Here is a 22,558-nt window from a genome sequence, read left to right on the forward strand (position 1 = left end):
AACTAGTATTGTCTGGCTCCGGTAAAAATATGCCTTGACAAATTATTTTACGCTGTCAGGATTTATTCTGTGTTTCAAAAATTTTCCAGACGTTTGCAGGGTCCGTCACATCCTTCTCCGTAAGGTCCGTAGTCTGAATGGCAAAAGCCTTCAGATCAATATCCGTCGCTGCCTCCTCCATGGCAGTTCCATCCGGCATTTTTTCGCCCTCGATCACATTGGCAAAAGTTACGGAACTGAAAAGCTCCGGTGTTGTGATTCCTTTTGCCAGCGCGGTGCAGGCAGACTCTGTGCCGTATACATATTTGTACTCATGGGCTACCACCACATTACTCTCATTTTTAATGTCTGACGCATTTCCCATCCTTGTCCAGCCGCTGTTGACGGTCCAGGAATAAAGTTCCGTAAGTGCCTTTGGATTCCTGCTGCCGTCCTGGTTTGCAGTAATGACATCTGCCACCGGCACCTGTACTGTGACAAAGACAAAAGCGTCATTTATCCCCACATTGGTCACCTTAGGATCTTTGATCAGCTTTTTATTGGGCGTGATATCCTGCTTTTCTTTCTCAGGCACAGCGTCCCACTTCGGTTCTGTCAGGGTAATATCCACTTTACCGATGGTTAAATGGTTTTTCACCTGTTCCCTGTCCGTAAAGTACGCCGCCGCACTTCCGGCCAAAAGTATGGCTGCCAGTGCCAGACATAAAAGAAATGCTTGTTTTTTACTCTTCCGTGTTATGTTTCTCATAATACGTTCCTCCTGAAATTTTCACTGTTTTTAATAAAATAAATAAAATCACACTGCCTGTTAAAAAAAATACGGCAAACTCTTCTGCGTTTTTCATAAACGCCTTTCCCACATACGGGACGCTAAACAAAACCTTGCCTTTTATCTGGTGTACTCTCACCAAAGCCGCATCCGGCACCGAATTGGCATCCCCCTTTGTCACTATTCCCGCTTCTGTTCTTCGGACGATCCGGTGCAGGACCAGTTCTCCGTCATTTCTTTCAAAAGCCAGAATGTCCCCCTGCTGCAGGTGATCGGCATCCGCGCGGAGATTTACCCAGGATATACTTCCCGTTTGAATGGCCGGTTCCATTGATCCGCTGACAACAACAAATGGACGAATACCGAAAATACATAAGATTATGTTGGCTATCAAAAGCAGACAAAGTACCCAGTACAAGATTTCCCCTACGCGGTAACATGCTTTTTTCATTGTTTTCTCCATTTCCACACCGCATAGGCCGCAGCCGCAGATCCCAGACACAGAACCGCTGTCAAAAAGAGGGCTGTATCATCACCTGTCTTCGGGGAGCGTACTGTGGCTTTTTCTTTTGTCCAGTCTCCCTCTCCCACAGCCTCCACGGTTACAACAATATCCAGGCTGTTCTCCGTGTAGTATTTTATGATATTTCCACTGCTGTTATATTTTGTATCCCACGCAGAAGGAATGGTAAAAGAACGGAAGATATCTGTTTTCTCACCTTTTTTCAGTTTCTTCTCATAGTAATACCAGCCATCCTCCCGTCGTTTCCATTCTTTTGGCATTCCCTTTATCATATCCTCTGTGACGGGCAGCTTCACCTCCTTTCCCATGGTCACTTCAATCTTAGCCCGAATCTCACATTCATTCTGCAGATTGGTGACTCTGGGAATCTTTATGATCTCCTGTCCGGGCATAACTGCCTCCAGGTCCTTCCAGGGTACTTCCCGGCCGTTTCTATCCAGGGTGAATTCTTCGAGCCTGATATCCACCTTTCCCCTGGCCTTTTCCAGACCTTCGGCCTTTTCTGCCAGGACAGGGACCGGAAGACTCAATCCTACAAACAGGAGGCAGATGCACAACAGCGGATGATATCTCTTTCTTTTCATACATTCCCCTCCTCTTTCCCTGTTTTTTTATTCCTGTCAAAATGTTTCCATGCTTCCTGCCAGGCTTCTTTTAAAAACTGGCCCTGCTGGTAAGATTCCGCATAGACACTCAGGGAAAATCCCCGCTTTAACAATTCTTCCGGTGCATCCTCTGACACGGTGATCTGTCTCAGCAGTTCTGTTGTGATCTCTCCCATCTCCAGTGCGCTTTTGTAATAATAGTATCCATCCTCTGACTTTTCCCAGTTTTCTGAATCAATTCCCAGATGCAGATAGGGCAGGATTTCCTCGTCATCCATAAGAAGCCTGCACCGTATAAAACAACTGGATTTGCCTTTGTTGGCAATCTGCACGCTTTTTGCTATGACCTCCCCGGGCTTTAACTCATCCGGGGGATGAAATTCCTCTGTGATCTCCAGATTGCTGTCACCCGGTCTGATTCGGTTGCTGCGCGCGTCCTGGTCACTGAAATAAGCACTCCCCACACCCACAGCCAGACCGGCTGCTGTCAGCAGAAGAATCAGCAGCAGCAGTGCCGCGGCTTCCTTCAGCCGTTCTTTTTTTCTGACTTCACTCATGTTCTTCCTTTTCCCTCTTCAAAATAATATTTTCACAAACAGACGTATCTGACCAGTCCTGCCATTCGTCTTTATGATTGATAAAGACTGCGCGGCCGGCATCGTTTTGGATCAGGTCAAATACCACGGTATCTTCCTTCCTGGTGCCTCCTGTTATTTCTGTAATATCTTCCAGTGAATACCGCATAACTTCCATCTCATATGCCGTGTAAGTACCGGCAGGTAATTCCGAAAATGTGACAGTTTTTCGGATCGTACCATCACTGTTTTTCTCCTGTTCCGTATACTCCCTGGTAAATTCGGCAGTTCCATGCAGAATATGTGTCTTTCCTTCCAGATCCACCCCCTTAACCTCAAACAGAAAAATGGGGTTGCCGTTGGCAAAATTGATCTCATCCGCACGGATCTCTTTTTCCAGAATGAGTTTTACTTTTCTCGGTGTATTCCTGGCCGCAACCTCCAGGGTCTTTCCCGCGGATTCCTTATTTATAGAAAACGCGATCTTCTCATCGGACAGTTCGTATCCCTCCGGCGCAGTCTGCTCAATGAAGAAGTAACTGTTCCATGGTAAATTTTTGACTGTGATACATCCCTTATCATCCGTAGTGTATTCTCCTACTTTTTTGTTTTTACTTGTATAGAGATAAAAAACCGCACCTTTTAAGGTCTTGTCAGACTCTGATGATAATTTCTTCAAAGTCACATTTCCCTTTTTCACAGGCTCCTCTGAGCGGACGCTTTTCCGGTATACGGTCTGATTCAAATCCGTGTTTGTAAAGGTAACCGTATATGTATTTTTATCCAGGTTATATCCTTTTGGCGCGGTAACCTCCCTGACTGTATAAGTTCCTGTAGCAAGCGGTACGCTGGTGGCTTTCCCTGATGTATTTGTGGTCATTTTGTCCACCACGGTCCCTGCTTTATTTTTCACTTCATATACCGCACCGGAAAATTCCGCATTGCCCTGTGGTTTTGTTTCTTCGGTATCCTTGTCCGCTTTTTGAAGATCAATGTAGCAGCTTACCGCCTTTTTGGGAATCTGGGCTGTAACTGTCTTTTTATGTGCCGCGGAACCGCCGCCGCCCTCCAGCATGGTCACCATCTGATATTTGGAATTACTGCTTTTATATACCCATCCCGCCAGATACAGGGAATGGTTTCCTGAGATTGTTGCTGTGACCTTGGCCCCTTTTTCCTGCAGCAGCAGATATTGTGTTTTGGGAATCCAGATCCGGAATGCGGACGCATCGCCGCTGTCCTTCCAGATCACGGTGGCACCGTTGTCCGCCGTTCCCTTTTTGGATGTGATGTACTCGCTGCAGTCTGTGAGGCCGTCCGACAGGTTCTGGCTGATCCATTTTGTTGTGAAACCGGCCTTGCCGTTATAATCCTGAGCTGTCCAGGTCACACTGGAGTCAGACAATGCGTAGTCAAAATCTCTCCATCCGTCAGCAAACGGTGTGTAATAGGGGGGATGATTTGCATCATTTACCATCTTGTTGATGATGCTGTAGAATTGTTCTTTTTTAGATCCTTTGAGATGATTATAAAGTGTGTTCAGGGAGAATTCCCCGTTGACTATGTGGACAGCATACTGGGTGGCCAGTGCATCATATTTCCATCCGTATCCTGTCCTGTAATTTGGCCACAGGCTCTCTTGGCCCCAGTAGCGGCAGCCCCAGTACATAAGATAGGCAATAGACGGTGACACACGCCCTGCTCCATCCCAGGTAATCTGCCCCTCCGGCGCATTGTGCTGATACTGCACACAGTAAAGAAGGCGCCACTTTCCCCGCATATCCTGGTTGTCAGAATCGCTGGAGTCCACATACTTGATCGAGACATTATACGGATCGTCCAGGCTTAAAAGGCCGGGGTCAATGGAACCTAAGGATTCCTGCCATCCCACCTGTATGGTACTGGTGGCCGCACTCCTCAGGTACATATCCGAGATTCTGGAATACTGTCCCGGTATCTGTTCCTCCAACAGCGGCCCGGATGTATCCTGTTCCGGCTGCACCTCCTGTTCTGGCTGTTCCTCCTGCCCTGGCTGTTCCTCTTGTTCCGGCTGCGCCTCCAGTTCTGGCTGATTACCCTGTTCCGGCTGTGCCTCCTGCCCCGACTGTTCCTCTTGTTCCGGCTGTTTTTCCTGCTCTGGCTGATTACCCTGTTCCGGCTGCTTTTCCGGGTTTTCCTTTTTGTCCTTTTCACCGGGCGTACTGACATCCTCCGGCTGCTTCTGCGCAGAAGCAGAACCTGCAGGCTCTTCCAAACCGTCCGGCTTTTTCTGCCTGCCGAACTCTTTTGCACCTCCTTCAGCCATTAGACTGATCTCGGTTTCCTCACAGCTATCCTGCCCGTTTTTCTGTTTATATCCGGGTTCCAGGTCAGAATTTTGCTGCTCTTGTCTCTTTTGTACATATCCTTTGCCGGATATATAATGTGTTTTTGGGTAACCGGCAGCTTTGTATATTCCCCGTGCCTCCACACCTGGATCACAGGACATTTCTTTCTGTTCTGCGGATGTACTACGGGCAGGCTTTTCCCCTCGCCCTGTCTCCAGACCGGAAATCTGGCCTGTTCCCGGCATCTGGCCGGATTCCATGTCTTCTTCATAGCCTGATGAGCTCTGATATTCTGTCTTTTCTCCTGTACATCCGTGTAATCCCACTTTCTTGCTGTGATCATTTTCTGCAACCTCCTTCTGAACTGCAGTTTTTTCTGCTCCTATGGACTTCTGTCCATATTCCTGTCCTCCTGACGATTTGGACGGAGGGCCTTTTCCCCCCGCTGCTGTCCCCACAGCCAAACCGTGCGCATCCGTATGCAGCATATCCCTGCCGTTTCCGGCAGAAATCGCCTGTGCACAGACAGCACAGGAAAAAAGGACTGTAAGAAGCCCTGCTGCCAGAACCTTCTTCCATTTTTTCATAAAAACAATGCCCCTTTCCGCTTCAGGGCGCAAAATTCCCCTATAAGGATCTTTTTACCCCTTCTGCTTTTACTTTACATTTGGAAACTTCGGCCGAACGGCCTTTTCAGATTTTCGGAATCGCTCCGAGATTTGATTTGTAGATAAATCATAGCATACGAAATTCATGAAAACAAGACGGAAACTTTCACAAATTCCCGTCTTGTTTTACCCTGCATTTTTGTTGAAATATTATTACCTGTCCCCGTTGAACTCCTTTACAGCCTCAATCATGGCAGCTATATTTTCAATTGGGGTATTGGCCTGTATGTTATGTATGGTATTAAACACATAGCCGCCGTCCTTTGAAAAGATCTCCAGTCTTTCCAGAACCTGTCTGCGCACTTCCTCCGGCCTGCCAAAGGGCAGTACCTGCTGTGTATCCACACCGCCGCCCCAGAATACAATGTCTTTGCCGTATGTATCTTTCAATGTCTTAGGGTCCATTCCCTCTGCAGAACACTGCACCGGATTGATGGCGTCGAACCCGCCTTCGATCATATACGGAAGAATGGGGAAAATACCCCCGCAGCAGTGTTTCAGTGTCTTCCACGTTGTGTGCTCATGCACCCAGTCATTCATCTTTTTATAATACGGCATATACAGGTCGCGGAACACTTCCGGGCTCATAAAAGGGCCTCTCTGGGTTCCGAAATCCGTACCGCAGATAAAGAGAATATCAATATCCGAACCAAATGCATCCCAGTATTTCTTAAAACTCTCTATGGCAATATCTGTTCCCTTCTCAAAAACCTCTTCCACGTAATCCGGATAGAGAAGGGGCGCCATATACCATTCCTGAATGCTTCTGATTCCCCTGGGATTCTTCAGATTTGGTCCCGGTATATTATTGGCATCCCCAAGGCCAAAATAGCCTGGGCCTACCTGTATGGCCCTCTGTGAACCTTTCACCTGAGCCAGCACTTTTTTGTGGTAGGCGATCTGTTCATCTGTCACATGGGTATAATCCTCCACGTTGTCATCCGGATTGGCCTCGTCCTCATCAAATTCCGGCGTGCGCGTAAGATTATCAAAGTAAAATCCATTGGCGGGCATGTGGCCGGATGGGGGCAGGGAATCATCTCCCTCCGGATAGACGAAATATCCGCCTTTTCCGTCATCCTTTACCACCGCATTGGAGGGAATCAACACAGTCTCTCCCCGGTATCTCCACTCTTTCCAGTCTGTATTGATATGTCCGTAAGTGTCCCCATAGTTATAAAGCTGCTGTACATCACATCCCAGGCAGTCTGCCAGATCCGGCTCCACAAAGGCTGTCATGGTGGACATGTCATTGATCTTCGGCGGACGGTACTCCAGCCCGTAATATGCCCGCAGATCCTTCAGCACAATGGCATTGATCATGGAACAGCACATTCCCCCAAAATCCACCGGCACTTTATCCGGCTGCCTGTGTTCAAACGCCGCGCGAACTCTCTCTCTTGATGTCATCCTTACCTCTCCTTTCCCGTACTTCAAAAAGTACGTTCCAACATGCGCAGTTTACCCATAATTAACAAATCGTGCGCATACAAAATAGTTTTCTCCCATGTCTCTGTAATTCCGTCTTGCTTGTTTCTAATTCATAATATATACTATTCTTATAGTTTTTTCACTACTCAATCATGCTCATTAATATACATTTTGTGCTGTCAGGAGGCTGCTTATGATATTGGAAAAAATACACGAAGAAGGCATGATACCGGGGGAACGGGGAATCATGAGCAAAAAAGGGATATACTTTCATTCCCCCTCCCCCTTTGCGAAGGAGCATCTCTTCTGCGTATACTGGGGAGCTGAATATCTCTGTGCACCGCCCTACCAGGTCAGCCGAAAGAGTCTGCACTCTTACCTTTTTTTCTGCATTTTGTCAGGGGAACTGCATTTTACATACAGGGATCACTCTTTCACAGCAGCTACCGGGGATATTGTTCTTTTAGACTGTATGTATCCCCACCACTATTACACACCCAAACAGGTAAGGTTCCAGTTTTTTCACTTTGACGGCAACATCACCTCTGACTACTGTGAATATCTCTACCAAAAAGACGGAGCACTGTTCCGTAATAAATCCGAGGCCGCGTTAACTTTCCAACAGCTTTTGGATCAGCTCCGTCTTCCCCAGCCTGATGACCACCGTCTTTCCGCCCTGGTCCACACCCTGTTCGGTTCTCTGGCTGCCAAAATCCGAAAACCATTAAGCTCCTCCATTCAAAAAGCCTGCCTCTATCTGGAAACCCATTTCCAGGAGCCAGTGACCGTGGAGGACGCTGCCCGCCAGACAGCTCTGAGCAAATACCACTTTTCACGGGTATTCAAGGCCGAAACCGGCTCCTCTCCCCATGAGTACCTGTCCACCCTCCGACTCCGGCGGGCCAGGGAGCTTGTTATGGAGACCACACGCTCCATAGACGCCATCGCCGTGGAATGCGGTTTTTCCAGCACCTCCCACTTTATCCGCGCCTTTAAAAAAGACCTGGATTTCACTCCTGCTGTTTACCGCAAATTCTTCGACCCCTCCGGCTTTCAGAAATCCCCCTGATCCACGTACATCCTGTCCGGAAGACTGTTCCGGTACGGCAAAAAGAGCGCTGTTCCCTCCCGGTTCCTATAACCGTTTTGGGAAACAGCGCCCTTTCTCATTCAGGCATACTGAATCATTTATTTCCTGATCAGCAGAGATTTTCCAGTCATTTCTTTCGGCTGTTCCATCCCCATCATCTCAATCAGTGTAGGTGCAATATCTGCCAGGCATCCGCCTTCTCTCAGACCATAGCAGGGGTCTGCATTGACCAGAATGAACGGCACCGGATTCGTTGTGTGGGCCGTAAAGGTTTCCCCTGTCACATAGTCTTTCAACTGCTCTGCATTTCCGTGGTCCGCACAGATGAACATCTGGCCTCCCACTTCCTTCACAGCATCCACGGCTCTGCCTACGCACTCATCCACGGCTTCCACTGCTTTGATCGCTGCCTCTTCCACTCCTGTATGGCCTACCATATCAGGGTTGGCAAAGTTGATGATGATCACATCATATTTGTCGGAGCGAATGGCCTCTGTCAGCTTGTCGCAGACTTCATAAGCGCTCATCTCCGGTTTCAGGTCATAAGTAGCAACCTTGGGTGATTTCACCAGGATTCTGTCTTCGCCCTCATTAGGCTCTTCCACACCGCCGTTAAAGAAGAAGGTCACATGCGCATACTTCTCTGTCTCTGCGATACGTGCCTGTTTCATGCCATGGGCAGCCAGGAATTCACCGAATGTATTGCTGATGGCTACCTTATGGAAAGCCACGTCTTTGTTCGGGATAGTCGGGTCATACTCTGTGAAGCATACATAGGTCAGATCCAGTCTCTTCTCTCTTGCGAAACCTGTAAACTCCTCATCACAGAAAGCTCTCGTGATCTCACGCGCCCTGTCAGGACGGAAATTAAAGAAGATGACAGAATCTTTGTCCCTGATGATTCCTACCGGCTGGCCGTCTTTTACAATGGCTGTAGGCTCTACAAATTCGTCAGTCTTCTCTGCCGCATAGGAGTCCTTGACAGCGCATACAGGGCACTCTGCCTGCTTGCCCTCTCCCTTAGTCATAACATTGTAGGCTCTCTCCACACGATCCCAGCGGTTGTCACGGTCCATAGCATAGTAACGTCCCATAACGGATGCCACCTGGCCAACACCCAGCTCTTTCATCTTGTCATTGAGCTCTTTGATATATTCTTTTCCTGCTGTGGTCGGAGTGTCACGTCCGTCCAGGAAGCAGTGTACAAATACTTTGGAAAGACCTTCTCTCTTAGCCAGCTCCAGAATACCATACACATGGGTATTATGGCTGTGCACACCACCGTCAGAAAGAAGTCCGAATAAATGCAGTGCTGAGCCGTTCTCTTTGGCATTGCGTACTGCCTTCAGCAGTGCTTCGTTCCGGAAGAAATCCCCGTCTTCAATCTCTTTTGTGATTCTCGTCAGCTCCTGGTAGACAATACGTCCTGCACCCATGTTCAGGTGACCCACCTCAGAGTTGCCCATCTGTCCTTCCGGAAGGCCCACGGCCATTCCGCTTGCATTGCCTTTTACAAAGGGGCACTGGGATTTTAACTGGTCCATAACAGGAGTCTTCGCCTCGCATACAGCGTTTGCCTCACAATTATCATTCAGGCCATATCCATCGAGAATCATTAATACGGTTGGTTTTTTACTCATATTTTCTCTCCTTTATATGTCAAATTCCATTTCTGCATCTCATACCTTTTTCATTTTAACAGAAATCCAGAATTTTTCAATCCTAATTGCAAGATTTGGACGGATTTTGTTAAAAAAATGACAGGGCAGGAAGATTTGAATTTATAATACTTTTGACAAAAAGTCCCTTAATCTCTGATTTTTCGGATTTTCAAAAAATTCCTTTGGTTTGTTTTCCTCCTGGATCTTCCCCTCATCGATGAAGATTACCCTGGAAGCCACCTCTTTGGCAAATCCCATTTCATGAGTCACCACGACCATAGTCATTCCCGACTGTGCCAGTTCCTTCATAAGCTCCAGAACCTCCCCGACCATTTCAGGATCAAGGGCTGATGTAGGCTCGTCAAACAGCATAACATCAGGATTCATTGCCAGAGCTCTTGCGATGGCGATTCTCTGCTTCTGACCTCCGGAGAGCATTTCCGGATATGTGTCAGCCTTCTCCGGCAGCCCAACTCTGGCAAGCAGCTCGTCCGCTTTCTTTGACGCCTCACTCTGTGACATGAGTTTCAGCTTCACAGGCGCAAGCATGATATTTTCCTTCACAGTCATGTTAGGGAAAAGATTAAACTGCTGAAACACCATACCGATTTTCTGGCGATGGCGGTTAATATCCACCTTAGGATCTGTAATATCCGTACCTTCAAAGAGAATCCTTCCCCCTGTAGGCACTTCCAGCAGATTCAGGGAGCGGAGAAAAGTGGATTTACCGGATCCGGAAGGTCCAATGACCGCAACCACTTCACCCTGGCGGATATCCGTGGTTATGCCGTCCAGCACTTTATTATCTCCGAAGGCTTTCTCAAGCCCCTGCACTTCCAGTAAAATGTTGTTATCGCTCATTGGTCCTCAACTTCCTTTCCAGCTTATTCATACATGCTGTTAAAATCATAACCAGTATCAAATAAATCAGCGCTGCTGCCAGCAGAGGCAGGAATGCGTTGTAGGTACGGCTCTGGATCAGCATAGCGCCCTTTGTCAAATCCATCATTCCGATGTAGCCCACAATGGAAGTCTCTTTTAAAAGCACGATCATCTCGTTGACCAGTGCCGGAAGTACATTCTTAAATGCCTGCGGCATGACAATGGACTTCATAGTCTGGGAATAATTAAGTCCCAGAGAACGCCCTGCTTCAAACTGTCCCTGATCCACTGACATAATACCGGAACGGACGATCTCCGCCACATAGGCGCCTGAGTTGATACCAAAAGCCAGGCCGCCCACCAGCACAGGGTCCAGAGAAAGGCTGCCGAAAATAACGAAGTTCATGATCAGCAGCTGGATCATGGTTGGTGTTCCGCGGATCACGGTCAGATAAATCTTAAATACGGCGTTTAAAACACCGAAGGAACCGTTTTTATCATGGCTGGAACGCACAATGGCCACCGCAAATCCGATGATGATACCGATGATCACTGCCAGAAGTGTGATGAGCAGAGTATTTTTCAAACCTTCCAGCAGCCACATATACCGGTCATCCTTGATAAAGTTGTTATAAAGCTGTTGTGAAATCCCTAATACACACATTTTTCCACCTGTCTTACTTTCTCCCGCAAGTAAAGCTGCCGGCAGGATTGTCAGCAGCTTTTCTTTTCATGGGTCATCTTTCAACTTATTTCTTTACTATGATTACCTGGCTTGCGTTTGCATACGTGTCTGTAAAATCAACGCTCTCCAGACGTTCTTCGTTTACTGTCATGCCGGCTGCACCGAAGTCTGCCTTTCCGGACTGTACTGCAGGAAGGATGGCGTCAAACTCCATATCAGACACTTCCAGCTCATAACCCAGCTTATCACAGATTGCCTGCGCGATATCCACATCGATACCTACGATAGCCTCACCGTCATGATACTCCCACGGCTCAAACTCCGCGTTGGTAGCCATCACAAGCTTTCCTTTGGAACGATCTGCATCTGCCGGTGATTCATAGGGATTTTTACCCGCCTCATCACCGATATAATTGTTTACGATATCGGAAAGAACACCTTCCTCCTCCAGCTCGCCCAGAGCTTTATTAAATGCATCTTTCAGCTCTGTGTTGCCTTTTTTCATGCTGATGGCATACTGCTCGTCTTCAAACTGGTTCTCAATCATTTTCAGGTCATCATTCAGCTCAACGAACTTCTTGGCCGGCTCTGTATCGATCACCACACAGTCGATCTGGCCTTTTTTCAGCGCCTGGATTGCCTGAGCGCCTTTGTTATAACGCTTTACCTCTTTTGCGCCGATTGACGCCTCTGACACTGTGGTATCACCTGTTGTTCCAAGCTGAACGCCGATAACGGCATCCTTTAAATCCTCTTTTGACTCAATCTTCTTTGTGCTGCTGCCGCATCCTGCCAAAGACAGTACCATGGCAGCAACTAAAGCTGCTGCTGCTAATTTTTTCATTTTTCTCTCTCCTTACGCATTCATTTTTATGCATTTTTAATGTATATTATGTATTTTTATTCAACTGATTAGCATTATATCAGCTTTGCAGGCAAATTTCAACAGAAAAACTGCAAAAACAAGATACACATTCACACCTTCCCGCGCCGCAGTGATGCTGTTACGCACACAGAGAGCACCAAATATTTCCGGATATAGCTGCGGCCGAAGCTTCCGCTCCGGCCGTCTTTCGTCAGTACACCACAATCGGTGTATTCACCTCAATATTATTATAGATCATCTGCACCGCATCTATGGGTGTATTGACACATCCGTGAGAACCATTGGACAGATAGATATCGCCTCCAAAAGCATCTCTCTTTACAAGGTCATGGATTCCCACGCCTCCGTTAAATGGCAGCCAATAGTTAACCGGCTCTTCATAGTCAATACTTCCGTCCGGTTTTTTGCCCACCAAAGTGAAAGGACTCTTTTTATCTTTCAGATTCCAGACACCCCCTGCCGGTGTTGCATGTCCTGTGTTGGGATTGCCGGTCACGACCGGGGTATCCACAATAAGACTGCCGTTTTTATAGAACCACATATGCTGCTGGGAAATGGATATCTCCACATAAGTACCGTCAATCTCATTGCCGTCATGCTTCTGTGCCTTGTACAGCCAGGTCACTTCCAAGGTTGTGCTCTCCCCTGCATTGAGAGTATTCATCAGAGACTCTGTAGTCTTATCCTGCCACAACTGCCAGCCATAGTCGCCTCCGGTAAGATGGACCGTACTTCCGCCTGTAGTAACAAAGTCCCTTGCTTTGCCCTTTGTGTTGTATACTGCGGAAAGATCGATAATATACTGCTTCACAGTAGGTTCATCAAAATAATAATTGCCTGCATCGTCTTTCTTCAGCCAGGATTTCAAAAGGTCCCTTGTGATGGTTTCCTGTCCATGCCCAAAGTCCAAAACGATCTGCATGGTGGTCAATGCATTCAGCTTATCTCTTTCCTGGGTCAGCCCCGGGTCATCCTGCCGCACTGCCGGTGCCTGATAACAGCCTGACTCTTCTAAGGAGACTTCTCCTTTTCGTCCGTTAACGGCATCCTTGATGGCTTTTACTGTCTTTTCCTGATCCAGCGTATTGCCTTCCACCTCAGGAACGATCTGATATGCTTCCCCTGTATCCTCCAGATAAGCATCCTGCGGCGCTGTCATATTCTCCGGCTTGAGACAGGCCAGGCTGCTGATGACCGTGTCAAGACTTGCCTCATCATAAGAATTATCCAGACTCACCTCATAATTCTTGTCTTTTGTCAGGCTGAAGATCCACAGCCAGGCGTTCTGGTCCTCCATAAGCTTTTCCAGTTCACCGTCGTCCTTATAAGTCAGCTTAATATCTGCCGCCTGGATCACATCCTGCTTATCCTCTTTCTCTTTGATCGTCAGAGAATATGTCTCCGCCTCTTTTTTAATGATCTCCTTGATGTAGTCCACAGATTTTTCACTGCAGTCATATCCGTTGATGGTAGTGCCGCTGTAGAACTTGTCCTGGTAATAATAGCCCACAGCACAATAGATACCCACCACTGCCAAAAGCAACACGATCAGAAGCGCCAGCAGTATCCTTTTGACGACCTTGCTTTTTCCCTTATTCTTTTTTTCTGTTTTCTTTTTTTCATTCGTTTTTTTACTCATTTTCACACCCTTAATTATTAGACGCATTTCTCCCCTAAAAAGTTTCATATGAATTATTTTAACGCAAAATACGACAAAAAGGAAGAGGTTTCAGGCACACACTTGAAATTTTAGGAAATTTTCATTATGATGTTAATAAAACGAAACAGTTTTGGAAGAGATTTGAAATGTTTGGAGGAAAATCGCTGATGAACCAGCCTGACGAATATAAAAATTGTTCACTCTGCCCAAGGAACTGCCATGCAGACCGTCATTTGCGTAAAGGTTACTGTCAATGTACCGACAGGCTGACGGCCGCAAGAGCTGCCCTGCACCACTGGGAAGAGCCATGTATCAGCGGCACCAACGGCAGCGGCACTGTATTTTTTACGGGCTGTACGCTCCGCTGCTGTTTCTGCCAGAATTATTCCGTAAGCAGTGAAGGCTTTGGAAAGGAGATCACAGAGGAGAGGCTGTCCGAAATCTTCCTGGAACTGCAGGATGCCGGTGCCCACAATATCAATCTGGTGACAGCCACCCAGTACCTGCCTTCCCTCCTGCCTGCCCTTGACAGGGTAAAGGACCGCCTGCATATTCCCGTTGTGTACAACTGCGGAGGATATGAAAAACCGGAAACCCTGGCACGCCTCAGGGATTATGTGGATATTTATCTGCCGGATCTAAAATATTATGATTCCGCGCTCTCCATGCGCTACTCCATGGCCCCCGATTATTTTTCCGCCGCGTCCAAAGCCATACCATATATGATAGAGCAGACAGGTGCTCCCAGATTTGACGATAACGGACTTTTGAAAAGCGGTGTCATCATCCGCCATATGGTCCTCCCCGGCTGTCGAAAAGATTCCATTCGGCTGCTGCACTGGATCAAGGAAAATCTTCCGGACAACCACTATCTCATCAGCCTGCTGAGCCAGTTTACCCCATTCTATAAAAGCAGCGGGTATCCTGAGATCAACCGCAGGATCACAACTTATGAATACGAGAGCGTACTGGAGGAGGCTGTCCGTCTTGGGCTCACAGACGGATATATGCAGGAAAAAAGCAGTGCCAAAGAGGAATACACCCCGCCCTTTGATCTGGAGGGGATATAGACAGCGTCAAAAAAGCCTTCCCCGTGTTTACCGTGGAAGGCTTTCTTTCTGCTGTTACATATTATTTGTAGTTCACAATCTGTCCGAATTCCGGTTTCAGGGAAGCGCCGCCTACTAAGCCGCCGTCAATATCGTTCTGAGCGAACAGTTCCGGAGCTGTCTTGGCATTTACGGATCCGCCGTACTGGATGCGGATAGCTTCTGCAGTCGCCTCGTCATATACTTCAGCGATGCATGCACGGATACCTGCACAAACTTCCTGTGCCTGCTCTGTGGTAGCTGTCTTGCCTGTTCCGATAGCCCAGATCGGCTCGTAAGCGATCACTGCTGTCTTAGCCTGGTCTGCTGTTACGCCCTGGAATCCAACTTTCACCTGCTGACGGATGAAGTCCATGGTCACGCCCTGCTCTCTCTGCTCCAGAGTCTCGCCACAGCACATGATCGGAGTGATTCCATGCTCAAATGCTTTCAGCATTTTTTTATTTACAGTCTCGCTTGTCTCTGCGAAGTATTCTCTTCTCTCAGAGTGGCCTAAAACAACATATTTTACACCGGCATCTGTGAGCATGCCCGGAGCGATCTCACCTGTGTAGGCACCTTTCTCCTCATAGTACATATTCTCAGCGCCAACCTGGATGTTTGTGCCTTTGCAGGCTTCTACAACCGGAAGGATATCAATTGCCGGTACACAGAATACTACGTCAACTTCCTCGTTTGCTACCAGAGGTTTTAATGTGTTTACTAATTCAACAGCTTCGCTGGGAGTCATATTCATCTTCCAGTTACCAGCAACAATTTTTCTTCTTGCCATGACTTTATTTCCTTCTTTCACTTATTCTTTATCTGCAACTGTCCAGTGTTTTCACAGTTACTTTTATTTATCATTAGCTGCTGCCACGCCCGGCAGTTCTTTGCCCTCTAAGAATTCCAGGGAAGCGCCGCCTCCTGTGGAAATGTGGGTCATCTTGTCACCATATCCCAGGATATTGACAGCCGCTGCAGAATCACCGCCGCCGATGATGGTGGTAGCGTCTGTTTCAGCCAGTGCTTTTGCAACTGCTTCTGTACCATGAGCAAAATTCGGCATCTCGAAACATCCCATCGGTCCGTTCCATACAACAGTCTTAGCATCTTTTACAGCGTCACAGAAGATTTTCTCTGTCTCAGGTCCAATATCCATGCCTTCCCAGCCGTCCGGGATCTCGCCGCGTTTTGCAACCTGGATGTTGCAGTCATTGGAGAAATCATCACCAATACGGTTGTCCACCGGCAGTAAAAGTTTCACGCCTTTTTCCTCTGCCTTTTTCATCATATCCAGTGCATACTGCAGATAATCGTCTTCACAGAGAGACACGCCAATGTGTCCGCCCAGAGCTTTTGAGAATGTGTAGGACATTCCGCCGCCGATGATCAGAGTATCTACTTTATCAAGCAGATTGTCGATCACAGAAATCTTACTGGAAACTTTAGCGCCGCCAAGAATTGCAACAAACGGTCTGTTGGGGTTGTCCACGGCATTTCCCAGGAAGTCGATCTCTTTCTGCATCAGATATCCGACAACCGCAGTATCTACAAACTGAGTCACACCGACATTGGAGCAGTGTGCTCTGTGGGCAGTACCAAATGCGTCATTTACAAATACATCGCACAGAGATGCCAGCTCTTTGCTGAATGCTTCTCCGTTCTTTGTCTCTTCTGCACGGTAACGTGTATTTTCCAGTAAAATAACATCTCCGTCTTTCATTGCCTGGACAGCAGCTTTTGCATTCGGTCCGACTACTTCCGGGTCTGCTGCAAATTTTACTTCCTGGCCCAGTAATTCTGACATTCTCTTGGCAACAGGAGCCAGAGATAACTCCGGTTTTGCTTCTCCCTTAGGTTTGCCCAGATGAGAGCACAGAATTACTTTTCCACCGTCAGCAATCAGCTTCTTGATAGTGGGAAGGGCTGCCACCAGACGGTTTTCATCTGTGATCTTACCTTCCTGAAGGGGAACGTTGAAATCACAGCGGACTAAAACTTTTTTTCCTTTTACGTTGATGTCATCAACTGATTTCTTGTTGAGCATTGGATGATGCCTCCTTTAATATTTGTTCTTGTTAAATAACAGAATGGACAAAAGGAGCCCGGTCCAAAATAGACCGGACCCCTTAATGAGTCTTTATTTGTAATATTATTTCTCTAATAATTTTCCGAAGTATTTGATTGTTCTTACCATCTGGCTTGTGTAAGAATTCTCATTGTCATACCAGGAAATAACCTGAACCTCAGTTGTGCCATTGTCTAACGGCAGAACCATTGTCTGGGTTGCATCAAACAGAGAACCGTATTTCATACCGATGATATCGCTGGATACGATTTCGTCTGTGTTGTATCCGAAGGACTCTGTAGCCTGCTCTTTCATGATTGCGTTAACCTGATCTACAGTTACAGTTCCGTCAACAACTGCTGTCAGAATTGTAGTAGAACCTGTAGGGGTCGGAACACGCTGAGCAGATCCGATCAGTTTGCCGTTCAGTTCCGGAATAACCAGACCGATTGCCTTTGCAGCACCTGTGCTGTTCGGAACGATATTAACTGCAGCTGCACGAGATCTTCTTAAATCGCCTTTTCTCTGCGGTCCGTCCAGTGTCATCTGATCGCCTGTGTAAGCATGGATTGTGCACATGATACCGGATTTGATTGGAGCCAGGTCGTTTAATGCTTTTGCCATCGGAGCCAGGCAGTTTGTTGTACAGGAAGCTGCGGAGATGATGTTGTCATCTTTTGTCAGTGTCTCATGGTTTACATTGTAAACGATGGTCGGAAGGTCATTTCCAGCCGGAGCGGAGATAACAACTTTCTTAGCACCTGCTTTGATATGAGCTTCTGCTTTTGCTTTGGATGTATAGAAACCTGTACATTCCAGAACAACATCTACACCGATTTCTCCCCAAGGAAGTTCTTCAGCGTTAGCTTTTGCGTAGATTTTGATTTCTTTGCCATCAACTGTGATGGAATCTTCACCTGCTGTTACTGTATCGCCAAGTGCATATCTTCCCTGTGTAGAGTCATATTTCAGTAAGTGAGCTAACATTGTCGGAGATGTTAAGTCATTGATTGCTACAACTTCAAATCCTTCTGCTCCAAACATCTGTCTGAAAGCCAGACGTCCAATACGTCCAAATCCATTGATTGCTACTTTTACTGCCATGTTATTCATTCCTCCTAAAAGTGTTTGTATTCCGTGAGGTTTCTATTAAGATTGTTAAAGAAACATCAACCTATTTGATATTGTACCTAATCTGAGACAAAAATTCAAGCATAAAATGAAAAATCGTACCAGTTTTACATTCTCTTTATGTACAATTCCCTCTCTTTCCTATATAATTAGGGCAGCAAATGAAAAGGAGATGTCATCTATGTACGCAGATTATCACATGCACACATCATTTTCCAGCGACAGCGAAGCTCCTATGGAGCACATGATCCTCGGTGCCATTCACAGAAATGTGCCCCGGGTCTGCTTTACAGAGCATATGGATTTCGATTTTCCCACAGGAGAATTTGATTTTCTTGTGGATATGCCGGCTTACCGGGAAAAACTTCTGGAACTCAGAAAAAAGTATGAAGATAAAATAGAGATAAATTTCGGTATCGAGCTTGGACTCCAGCCCCATCTGACCGGGAAACTGCCGTCCTTCGCAGCCGGTTACCCCTTTGATTTTGTCATCGGCTCCGTGCATGTTGCGGACGGATGTGACCCCTATGACAGGATATTTTTTGAAAACCGCAGCGAGGAGGAGGCATACCGCAGCTATTTTACCTGCCTTTTGGAAAACTTAAAAGTCTTCTCCTGTTTCGATGTATGCGGTCACATTGACTATGTGGTTCGCTACGGCCCCAACCGCAACCTGTATTATACCTATGAAAAATACAGGGATATCCTGGACGAAATTCTCCGCGTTCTGGTGCAGAAGGGCATCGGACTGGAATGCAACACCGCGGGGTTCAAATACGGTCTCGGTCATCCCAATCCCACGGAAAAGATATTGAGCCGCTACCGGGAACTGGGAGGCGAAATCCTCACCCTTGGCTCTGACGCTCATGCGCCGGAACATATAGCCTATGACTTTGAGCGCGCAGGGGCATTGTTAAAGGAATGTGGTTTTCATTATTATACGGTTTTCAGGAACAGAAAACCGGAATTTCTTCCATTGTAAGAGAAATTCCGAAATCTTACAGCCAGATCACCTGGCTGCCATATACGATCTTAGGAATGACAGTGCGGTAAATGCTGTCCAATTCCTCCCTGCAGCGTATCTGTATCTCCTCTTTTTCGGCTGCAGCGGAGGACTTTCCTAAAATTCTGTATTCCACCCCAAAGAGGCGGCAGGTGTTCCGGGAATCAAAAAATCCATTCTTTTCGTAAAAGCGGATTCTTCTTCTGCGGACCTGCAGTTCCTCTTCCCGGGCTGCAAAGGATGGGTCTTCGGTCTCTGCCATGATGATATACCCCTCGTTCTCCCGTACGGCTTCTTTATCGCTGTACATGTCTCTTTTATCTAAAATAGACTGAAGTGCCAGAAGACATGCACTCCCATACCCTCTGCCTCTCACAGACGGCAGCACTGCCAGATAATCGATCAGGTATGCCCTCCCGGAGGGTGCCTTTATCAAAAACGCATATCCTGCCAGTGCATTCCCGTCATAGAACCCATACCCATCCCCTCTGCCGCTCTCTGTCAGCGCCAGAATACTTTTCAGAGGTTTGAGTTCTGACCTTGGAAAATCTTTCTTCATGTAGGTTTTATATATGTACCGAATGCTTTTATTATCCAGTCTTTCTGCTCTCACATTCATCTAATCCTTACCTCCCGGTTAAAACCCAATATTTCGGCCGCGTGCTCTGCATACGATCTGTACCGGCCCAAAGAAAAAACTGCCCGGAAAACAGCTTCATGCAAAAACTGTCTCCCGGGCAATTTTATACTCCAAAAATGTCATAAAATAATGCCGCCTCCGGCTACATATTCTCCGTCATAAAAGACAACTGCCTGTCCCGGAGTGATGGCCCTCTGGGGTTCATCGAAGATCACCCGAATCTTGTCTTCCTCTTCTCTGTGTATGACAGCAGAAGCACCTCTGTGGTTATACCGGATTTTAGCCATAACATGCATGTCCTCTTTCAGGTCAGGAATGGACATAAAGTTAATCCGGTTACAGATCAGTTCTCTTTGGAACAGGTCCTCATTTTCTCCGATCACCACCTCGTTGCTTTCAGGACGAATCTCTGTCACAAAGACAGGATGTCCCATTGCCAGGCCCAGGCCTTTTCTCTGACCAATGGTATAATGGGTGATCCCTTTATGGCGCCCAATCACCGTACCGTCTGCCAGCACGTAGCTGCCCTCTTCTATCTTATGCTCTGTATTCTCCTCGATAAATCCGGCATAGTCCTTGTCCGGCACAAAGCAGATTTCCTGGCTGTCCTTCTTCTTCGCCACGGGAAGGCCAATCTGTTCCGCTATTTTTCTGATCTCATCCTTCTCATAGAATCCAACAGGCATAAGCGTGTGTGAAAGCTGGAACTGGGTAAGATTATAAAGGGCATAGGTCTGGTCTTTTCCTGTGGCATCCGACATTTTCAGAGAATACCTGCCGCTGTCTGTCTGCACGATCTTGGCGTAATGGCCTGTGGCAATGTAATCCGCACCGATCTCCATGCTCCTTTTTAGAAGAGATTCCCATTTTACATAACGGTTGCAGGCAATACAGGGGTTGGGTGTGCGGCCTTTTAGATATTCCTGAATGAAATAGTCAATGACATTTTCTCTGAACTCATGTTTGAAGTTCATGACGTAGTAGGGAATCTCCAGCATGTTCGCCACTCTTCTGGCATCGTCCACTGCGCTCAGGCCGCAGCAGCCGCCGTTCTCCTCCTGTGCGGCATTGTCCTCATCCTGCCAGATCTGCATGGTGACTCCAATGACATCATATCCCTGTTCCTTCAGCAGATAGGCCGCCACTGAGGAGTCCACACCGCCGGACATCCCCACAACTACCTTCTTTTTTTCCATTAATACTCTTCCTCTTCTTCCCCTTCAGAAATATCGCTTTTTGGCTTATCCAGACCCTCGATCTTAATTCCGTGCTTTTCCGCATAATCCCAGAGTGCTGCATGGATTGCTTCCTCAGCAAGCAGGGAGCAGTGTACTTTTACCGGGGGAAGGCCGTCAAGAGCCTCCATAACCGCTTTATTTGTCACCTGCAGGGCCTCCTGAATGGTTTTGCCCTTCACAAGCTCTGTAGCCATACTGCTGGTTGCCACTGCGGCGCCGCAGCCGAAGGTTTTGAATTTACAGTCCCGGATGATTCCGTCCTCATCAATATCCAGATACATTCTCATAATGTCTCCGCATTTTGCATTGCCTACGGTTCCGACACCGCTGGCGCCTTCAATCTCTCCTACATTTCTCGGGTTCTGAAAATGGTCCATTACTTTTTCGCTGTACATAATTTATTTTCCTCCATAATTTGTCTTTTTTGATTTTACGCTCTGTTCTGTTTCTGTTTTTTTATGAAATCTTCATATAACGGGGAGAGTTCACGCAGACGGTTTACAATCTCCTTGATCTGGTCCAGTGTGTAGTCCAGATCTTCTTTTGTTGTCTCCTCGCTGATGGTCATTCTGAGGGAACCATGGGCAATCTCATGAGGCAGACCGATGGCCAGCAGTACATGGGACGGGTCCAGGGATCCGGAGGTACATGCAGAACCGCTTGACGCCGCGATTCCCTTCATATCCAGCATAATGAGCAGGGACTCACCCTCAATGAACTGGAAGCTCACATTAATGTTGTTCGGCAGACGTCTTTTGGCGTCACCGTTGAGGCGGACATAGGGAATCTCATTTAAGATTCTGCCGATAAAGTAATCCCTCAGCTCTATCTCTTTCTTCGTACGCTCCTCCATGGTTCTGGCTGCGCGCTCTGCTGCCACACCGTATCCCACAATGGCCGGCACGTTCTCTGTACCTGCTCTTCTCTTTCTCTCCTGAGCACCGCCGTGTACAAAACTGCGGATCTTTACGCCTTTGCGGATATATAAGAAACCAATGCCCTTTGGTCCGTTGATCTTATGTCCGCTGGAGCTTAACATATCAATGTTCATCTCATCCACATGAATCGGGACCTGTCCGAATGCCTGTACCGCATCTGTGTGGAATAATATATTGTGTTCTTTGGCGATCATTCCGATCTCTTTGATGGGCTGGACAGCGCCGATCTCATTGTTTGCAAACATAATGGAGATCAGGATCGTCTCCGGTGTGATGGCTTCTAAGAGATCATCCAGCTTTACGATACCATTCTCATCCACATCCAGATAGGTCACCCTTGCTCCGCGTTTTTCCAGATATTCGCAGGTGTGCAGAATAGCGTGATGCTCTATCTTCGTGGTGATGATATGGTTTCCTTTGCTTTTGTATGCTTCAAATGCCGCTTTCAAAGCCCAGTTATCCGCTTCACTGCCGCCTGCTGTAAAGTAAATTTCCTCTGACTTTGCGCCCAGCACCTCTGCGATCTGTTCTCTGGCTTTTGTGATCGCCTCTTTGCTTCTCTGTCCGATCTCATAGATGCTGGATGGATTTCCGTAGCTCTCTGTGAAGTACGGAAGCATGGCATCTACAACCTCCTGTGCTGTTTTTGTTGTTGCTGCATTATCCAGATATATTGTTGTCTTCATA

At 47.3% G+C, this 22,558-nt stretch carries 21 protein-coding genes; 3 read left to right on the forward strand and 18 right to left on the reverse strand.

Annotation, left to right across the window (positions count from 1 at the left end):
* Positions 1-55: 55 nt before the first annotated feature.
* The 6 genes from V8Q34_RS15640 to V8Q34_RS15665 form a co-directional block, all read right to left on the reverse strand.
* On the reverse strand, positions 56-748 hold the full coding sequence (locus V8Q34_RS15640) for a TasA family protein (protein WP_335835874.1): 693 nt from the start codon (positions 746-748) through the stop codon (positions 56-58).
* Positions 723-1,220: a signal peptidase I gene (locus V8Q34_RS15645; RefSeq protein WP_033141142.1), complete on the reverse strand. Its 498-nt coding sequence runs from the start codon at positions 1,218-1,220 to the stop codon at positions 723-725. The genes V8Q34_RS15640 and V8Q34_RS15645 overlap by 26 nt, the downstream gene beginning before the upstream one ends.
* A complete protein-coding gene (locus V8Q34_RS15650; RefSeq protein WP_335835875.1) occupies positions 1,217-1,876 on the reverse strand; it encodes a hypothetical protein in 660 nt (219 codons plus the stop codon). The genes V8Q34_RS15645 and V8Q34_RS15650 overlap by 4 nt, the downstream gene beginning before the upstream one ends.
* Positions 1,873-2,454, reverse strand: coding sequence for a hypothetical protein (locus V8Q34_RS15655; protein WP_244806354.1), 582 nt, complete (start codon positions 2,452-2,454; stop codon positions 1,873-1,875). Before V8Q34_RS15655 ends, V8Q34_RS15650 begins: the two co-directional genes overlap by 4 nt.
* Positions 2,447-5,386 carry an MSCRAMM family protein gene (locus V8Q34_RS15660; RefSeq protein ID WP_335835876.1) on the reverse strand — a complete coding sequence of 980 codons (2,940 nt, stop codon included), beginning with the start codon at positions 5,384-5,386 and terminating at the stop codon, positions 2,447-2,449. The genes V8Q34_RS15655 and V8Q34_RS15660 overlap by 8 nt, the downstream gene beginning before the upstream one ends.
* A gap of 234 nt (positions 5,387-5,620) precedes the next feature.
* Complete coding sequence (locus tag V8Q34_RS15665) at positions 5,621-6,877, reverse strand: uroporphyrinogen decarboxylase family protein (RefSeq protein ID WP_033141146.1); 1,257 nt, start codon at positions 6,875-6,877, stop codon at positions 5,621-5,623.
* A gap of 214 nt (positions 6,878-7,091) precedes the next feature.
* Between V8Q34_RS15665 and V8Q34_RS15670 the strand changes: the two genes are divergently transcribed.
* The gene (locus tag V8Q34_RS15670; RefSeq protein WP_335835877.1) at positions 7,092-7,967 is read left to right on the forward strand and encodes a helix-turn-helix domain-containing protein; all 876 of its coding nucleotides are present in this window, start codon (positions 7,092-7,094) and stop codon (positions 7,965-7,967) included.
* 119 nt (positions 7,968-8,086) lie between these two features.
* Here the strand turns inward: V8Q34_RS15670 and gpmI are convergent, their stop codons facing one another.
* From gpmI to V8Q34_RS15695, 5 genes are all read right to left on the reverse strand, one after another.
* Positions 8,087-9,628, reverse strand: a complete 1,542-nt coding sequence (gene gpmI / locus V8Q34_RS15675; RefSeq protein ID WP_033141148.1) for a 2,3-bisphosphoglycerate-independent phosphoglycerate mutase — start codon at positions 9,626-9,628, stop codon at positions 8,087-8,089.
* A gap of 141 nt (positions 9,629-9,769) precedes the next feature.
* A complete protein-coding gene (locus tag V8Q34_RS15680) occupies positions 9,770-10,510 on the reverse strand; it encodes an amino acid ABC transporter ATP-binding protein (RefSeq protein WP_033141149.1) in 741 nt (246 codons plus the stop codon).
* On the reverse strand, positions 10,500-11,195 hold the full coding sequence (locus V8Q34_RS15685) for an amino acid ABC transporter permease (protein WP_033141150.1): 696 nt from the start codon (positions 11,193-11,195) through the stop codon (positions 10,500-10,502). The genes V8Q34_RS15680 and V8Q34_RS15685 overlap by 11 nt, the downstream gene beginning before the upstream one ends.
* 85 nt (positions 11,196-11,280) lie before the next feature.
* Positions 11,281-12,060 carry a transporter substrate-binding domain-containing protein gene (locus tag V8Q34_RS15690; protein WP_033141151.1) on the reverse strand — a complete coding sequence of 260 codons (780 nt, stop codon included), beginning with the start codon at positions 12,058-12,060 and terminating at the stop codon, positions 11,281-11,283.
* 232 nt (positions 12,061-12,292) lie between these two features.
* Positions 12,293-13,741, reverse strand: coding sequence for a L,D-transpeptidase family protein (locus V8Q34_RS15695; RefSeq protein ID WP_148392965.1), 1,449 nt, complete (start codon positions 13,739-13,741; stop codon positions 12,293-12,295).
* A gap of 188 nt (positions 13,742-13,929) precedes the next feature.
* Here V8Q34_RS15695 and V8Q34_RS15700 point away from each other — a divergent pair, with 188 nt between their 5' ends.
* Entirely contained in the window at positions 13,930-14,832 is a 903-nt protein-coding gene (locus V8Q34_RS15700) for a radical SAM protein (protein WP_442893851.1), read from the forward strand.
* A gap of 61 nt (positions 14,833-14,893) precedes the next feature.
* Here V8Q34_RS15700 and tpiA read toward each other — a convergent pair whose 3' ends face one another.
* The 3 genes from tpiA to gap form a co-directional block, all read right to left on the reverse strand.
* On the reverse strand, positions 14,894-15,643 hold the full coding sequence (gene tpiA / locus V8Q34_RS15705) for a triose-phosphate isomerase (RefSeq protein ID WP_033141154.1): 750 nt from the start codon (positions 15,641-15,643) through the stop codon (positions 14,894-14,896).
* Positions 15,644-15,706: 63 nt separating this feature from the next.
* The gene (locus tag V8Q34_RS15710) at positions 15,707-16,900 is read right to left on the reverse strand and encodes a phosphoglycerate kinase (RefSeq protein WP_335835879.1); all 1,194 of its coding nucleotides are present in this window, start codon (positions 16,898-16,900) and stop codon (positions 15,707-15,709) included.
* Between the two features lie 105 nt (positions 16,901-17,005).
* Positions 17,006-18,025: a type I glyceraldehyde-3-phosphate dehydrogenase gene (gene gap / locus V8Q34_RS15715; protein WP_033141156.1), complete on the reverse strand. Its 1,020-nt coding sequence runs from the start codon at positions 18,023-18,025 to the stop codon at positions 17,006-17,008.
* Positions 18,026-18,233: 208 nt separating this feature from the next.
* Between gap and V8Q34_RS15720 the strand changes: the two genes are divergently transcribed.
* Positions 18,234-19,034 (forward strand): histidinol-phosphatase HisJ family protein, encoded by an 801-nt coding sequence (locus V8Q34_RS15720; RefSeq protein ID WP_033141157.1) that lies wholly within the window; start codon positions 18,234-18,236, stop codon positions 19,032-19,034.
* A 16-nt stretch (positions 19,035-19,050) separates the two neighbouring features.
* On the opposite strand, the gene V8Q34_RS15725 is transcribed toward V8Q34_RS15720, so the two are convergent.
* The 4 genes from V8Q34_RS15725 to nifS all read right to left on the reverse strand — a co-directional run bounded on the left by V8Q34_RS15725 (position 19,051) and on the right by nifS (position 22,557).
* Positions 19,051-19,674, reverse strand: a complete 624-nt coding sequence (locus V8Q34_RS15725) for a GNAT family N-acetyltransferase (protein WP_256139321.1) — start codon at positions 19,672-19,674, stop codon at positions 19,051-19,053.
* Positions 19,675-19,814: 140 nt separating this feature from the next.
* Positions 19,815-20,891 carry a tRNA 2-thiouridine(34) synthase MnmA gene (gene mnmA, locus V8Q34_RS15730; RefSeq protein WP_033141159.1) on the reverse strand — a complete coding sequence of 359 codons (1,077 nt, stop codon included), beginning with the start codon at positions 20,889-20,891 and terminating at the stop codon, positions 19,815-19,817.
* On the reverse strand, positions 20,891-21,328 hold the full coding sequence (nifU, locus tag V8Q34_RS15735; protein WP_033141160.1) for a Fe-S cluster assembly scaffold protein NifU: 438 nt from the start codon (positions 21,326-21,328) through the stop codon (positions 20,891-20,893). Before nifU ends, mnmA begins: the two co-directional genes overlap by 1 nt.
* Positions 21,329-21,363: 35 nt before the next feature.
* The gene (gene nifS, locus V8Q34_RS15740) at positions 21,364-22,557 is read right to left on the reverse strand and encodes a cysteine desulfurase NifS (RefSeq protein ID WP_033141161.1); all 1,194 of its coding nucleotides are present in this window, start codon (positions 22,555-22,557) and stop codon (positions 21,364-21,366) included.
* Position 22,558: the final 1 nt, after the last annotated feature.

Origin of the sequence: Blautia sp. JLR.GB0024, from assembly GCF_037000545.1 — a bacterium.
Lineage (GTDB): Bacteria > Bacillota > Clostridia > Lachnospirales > Lachnospiraceae > Blautia > Blautia celeris.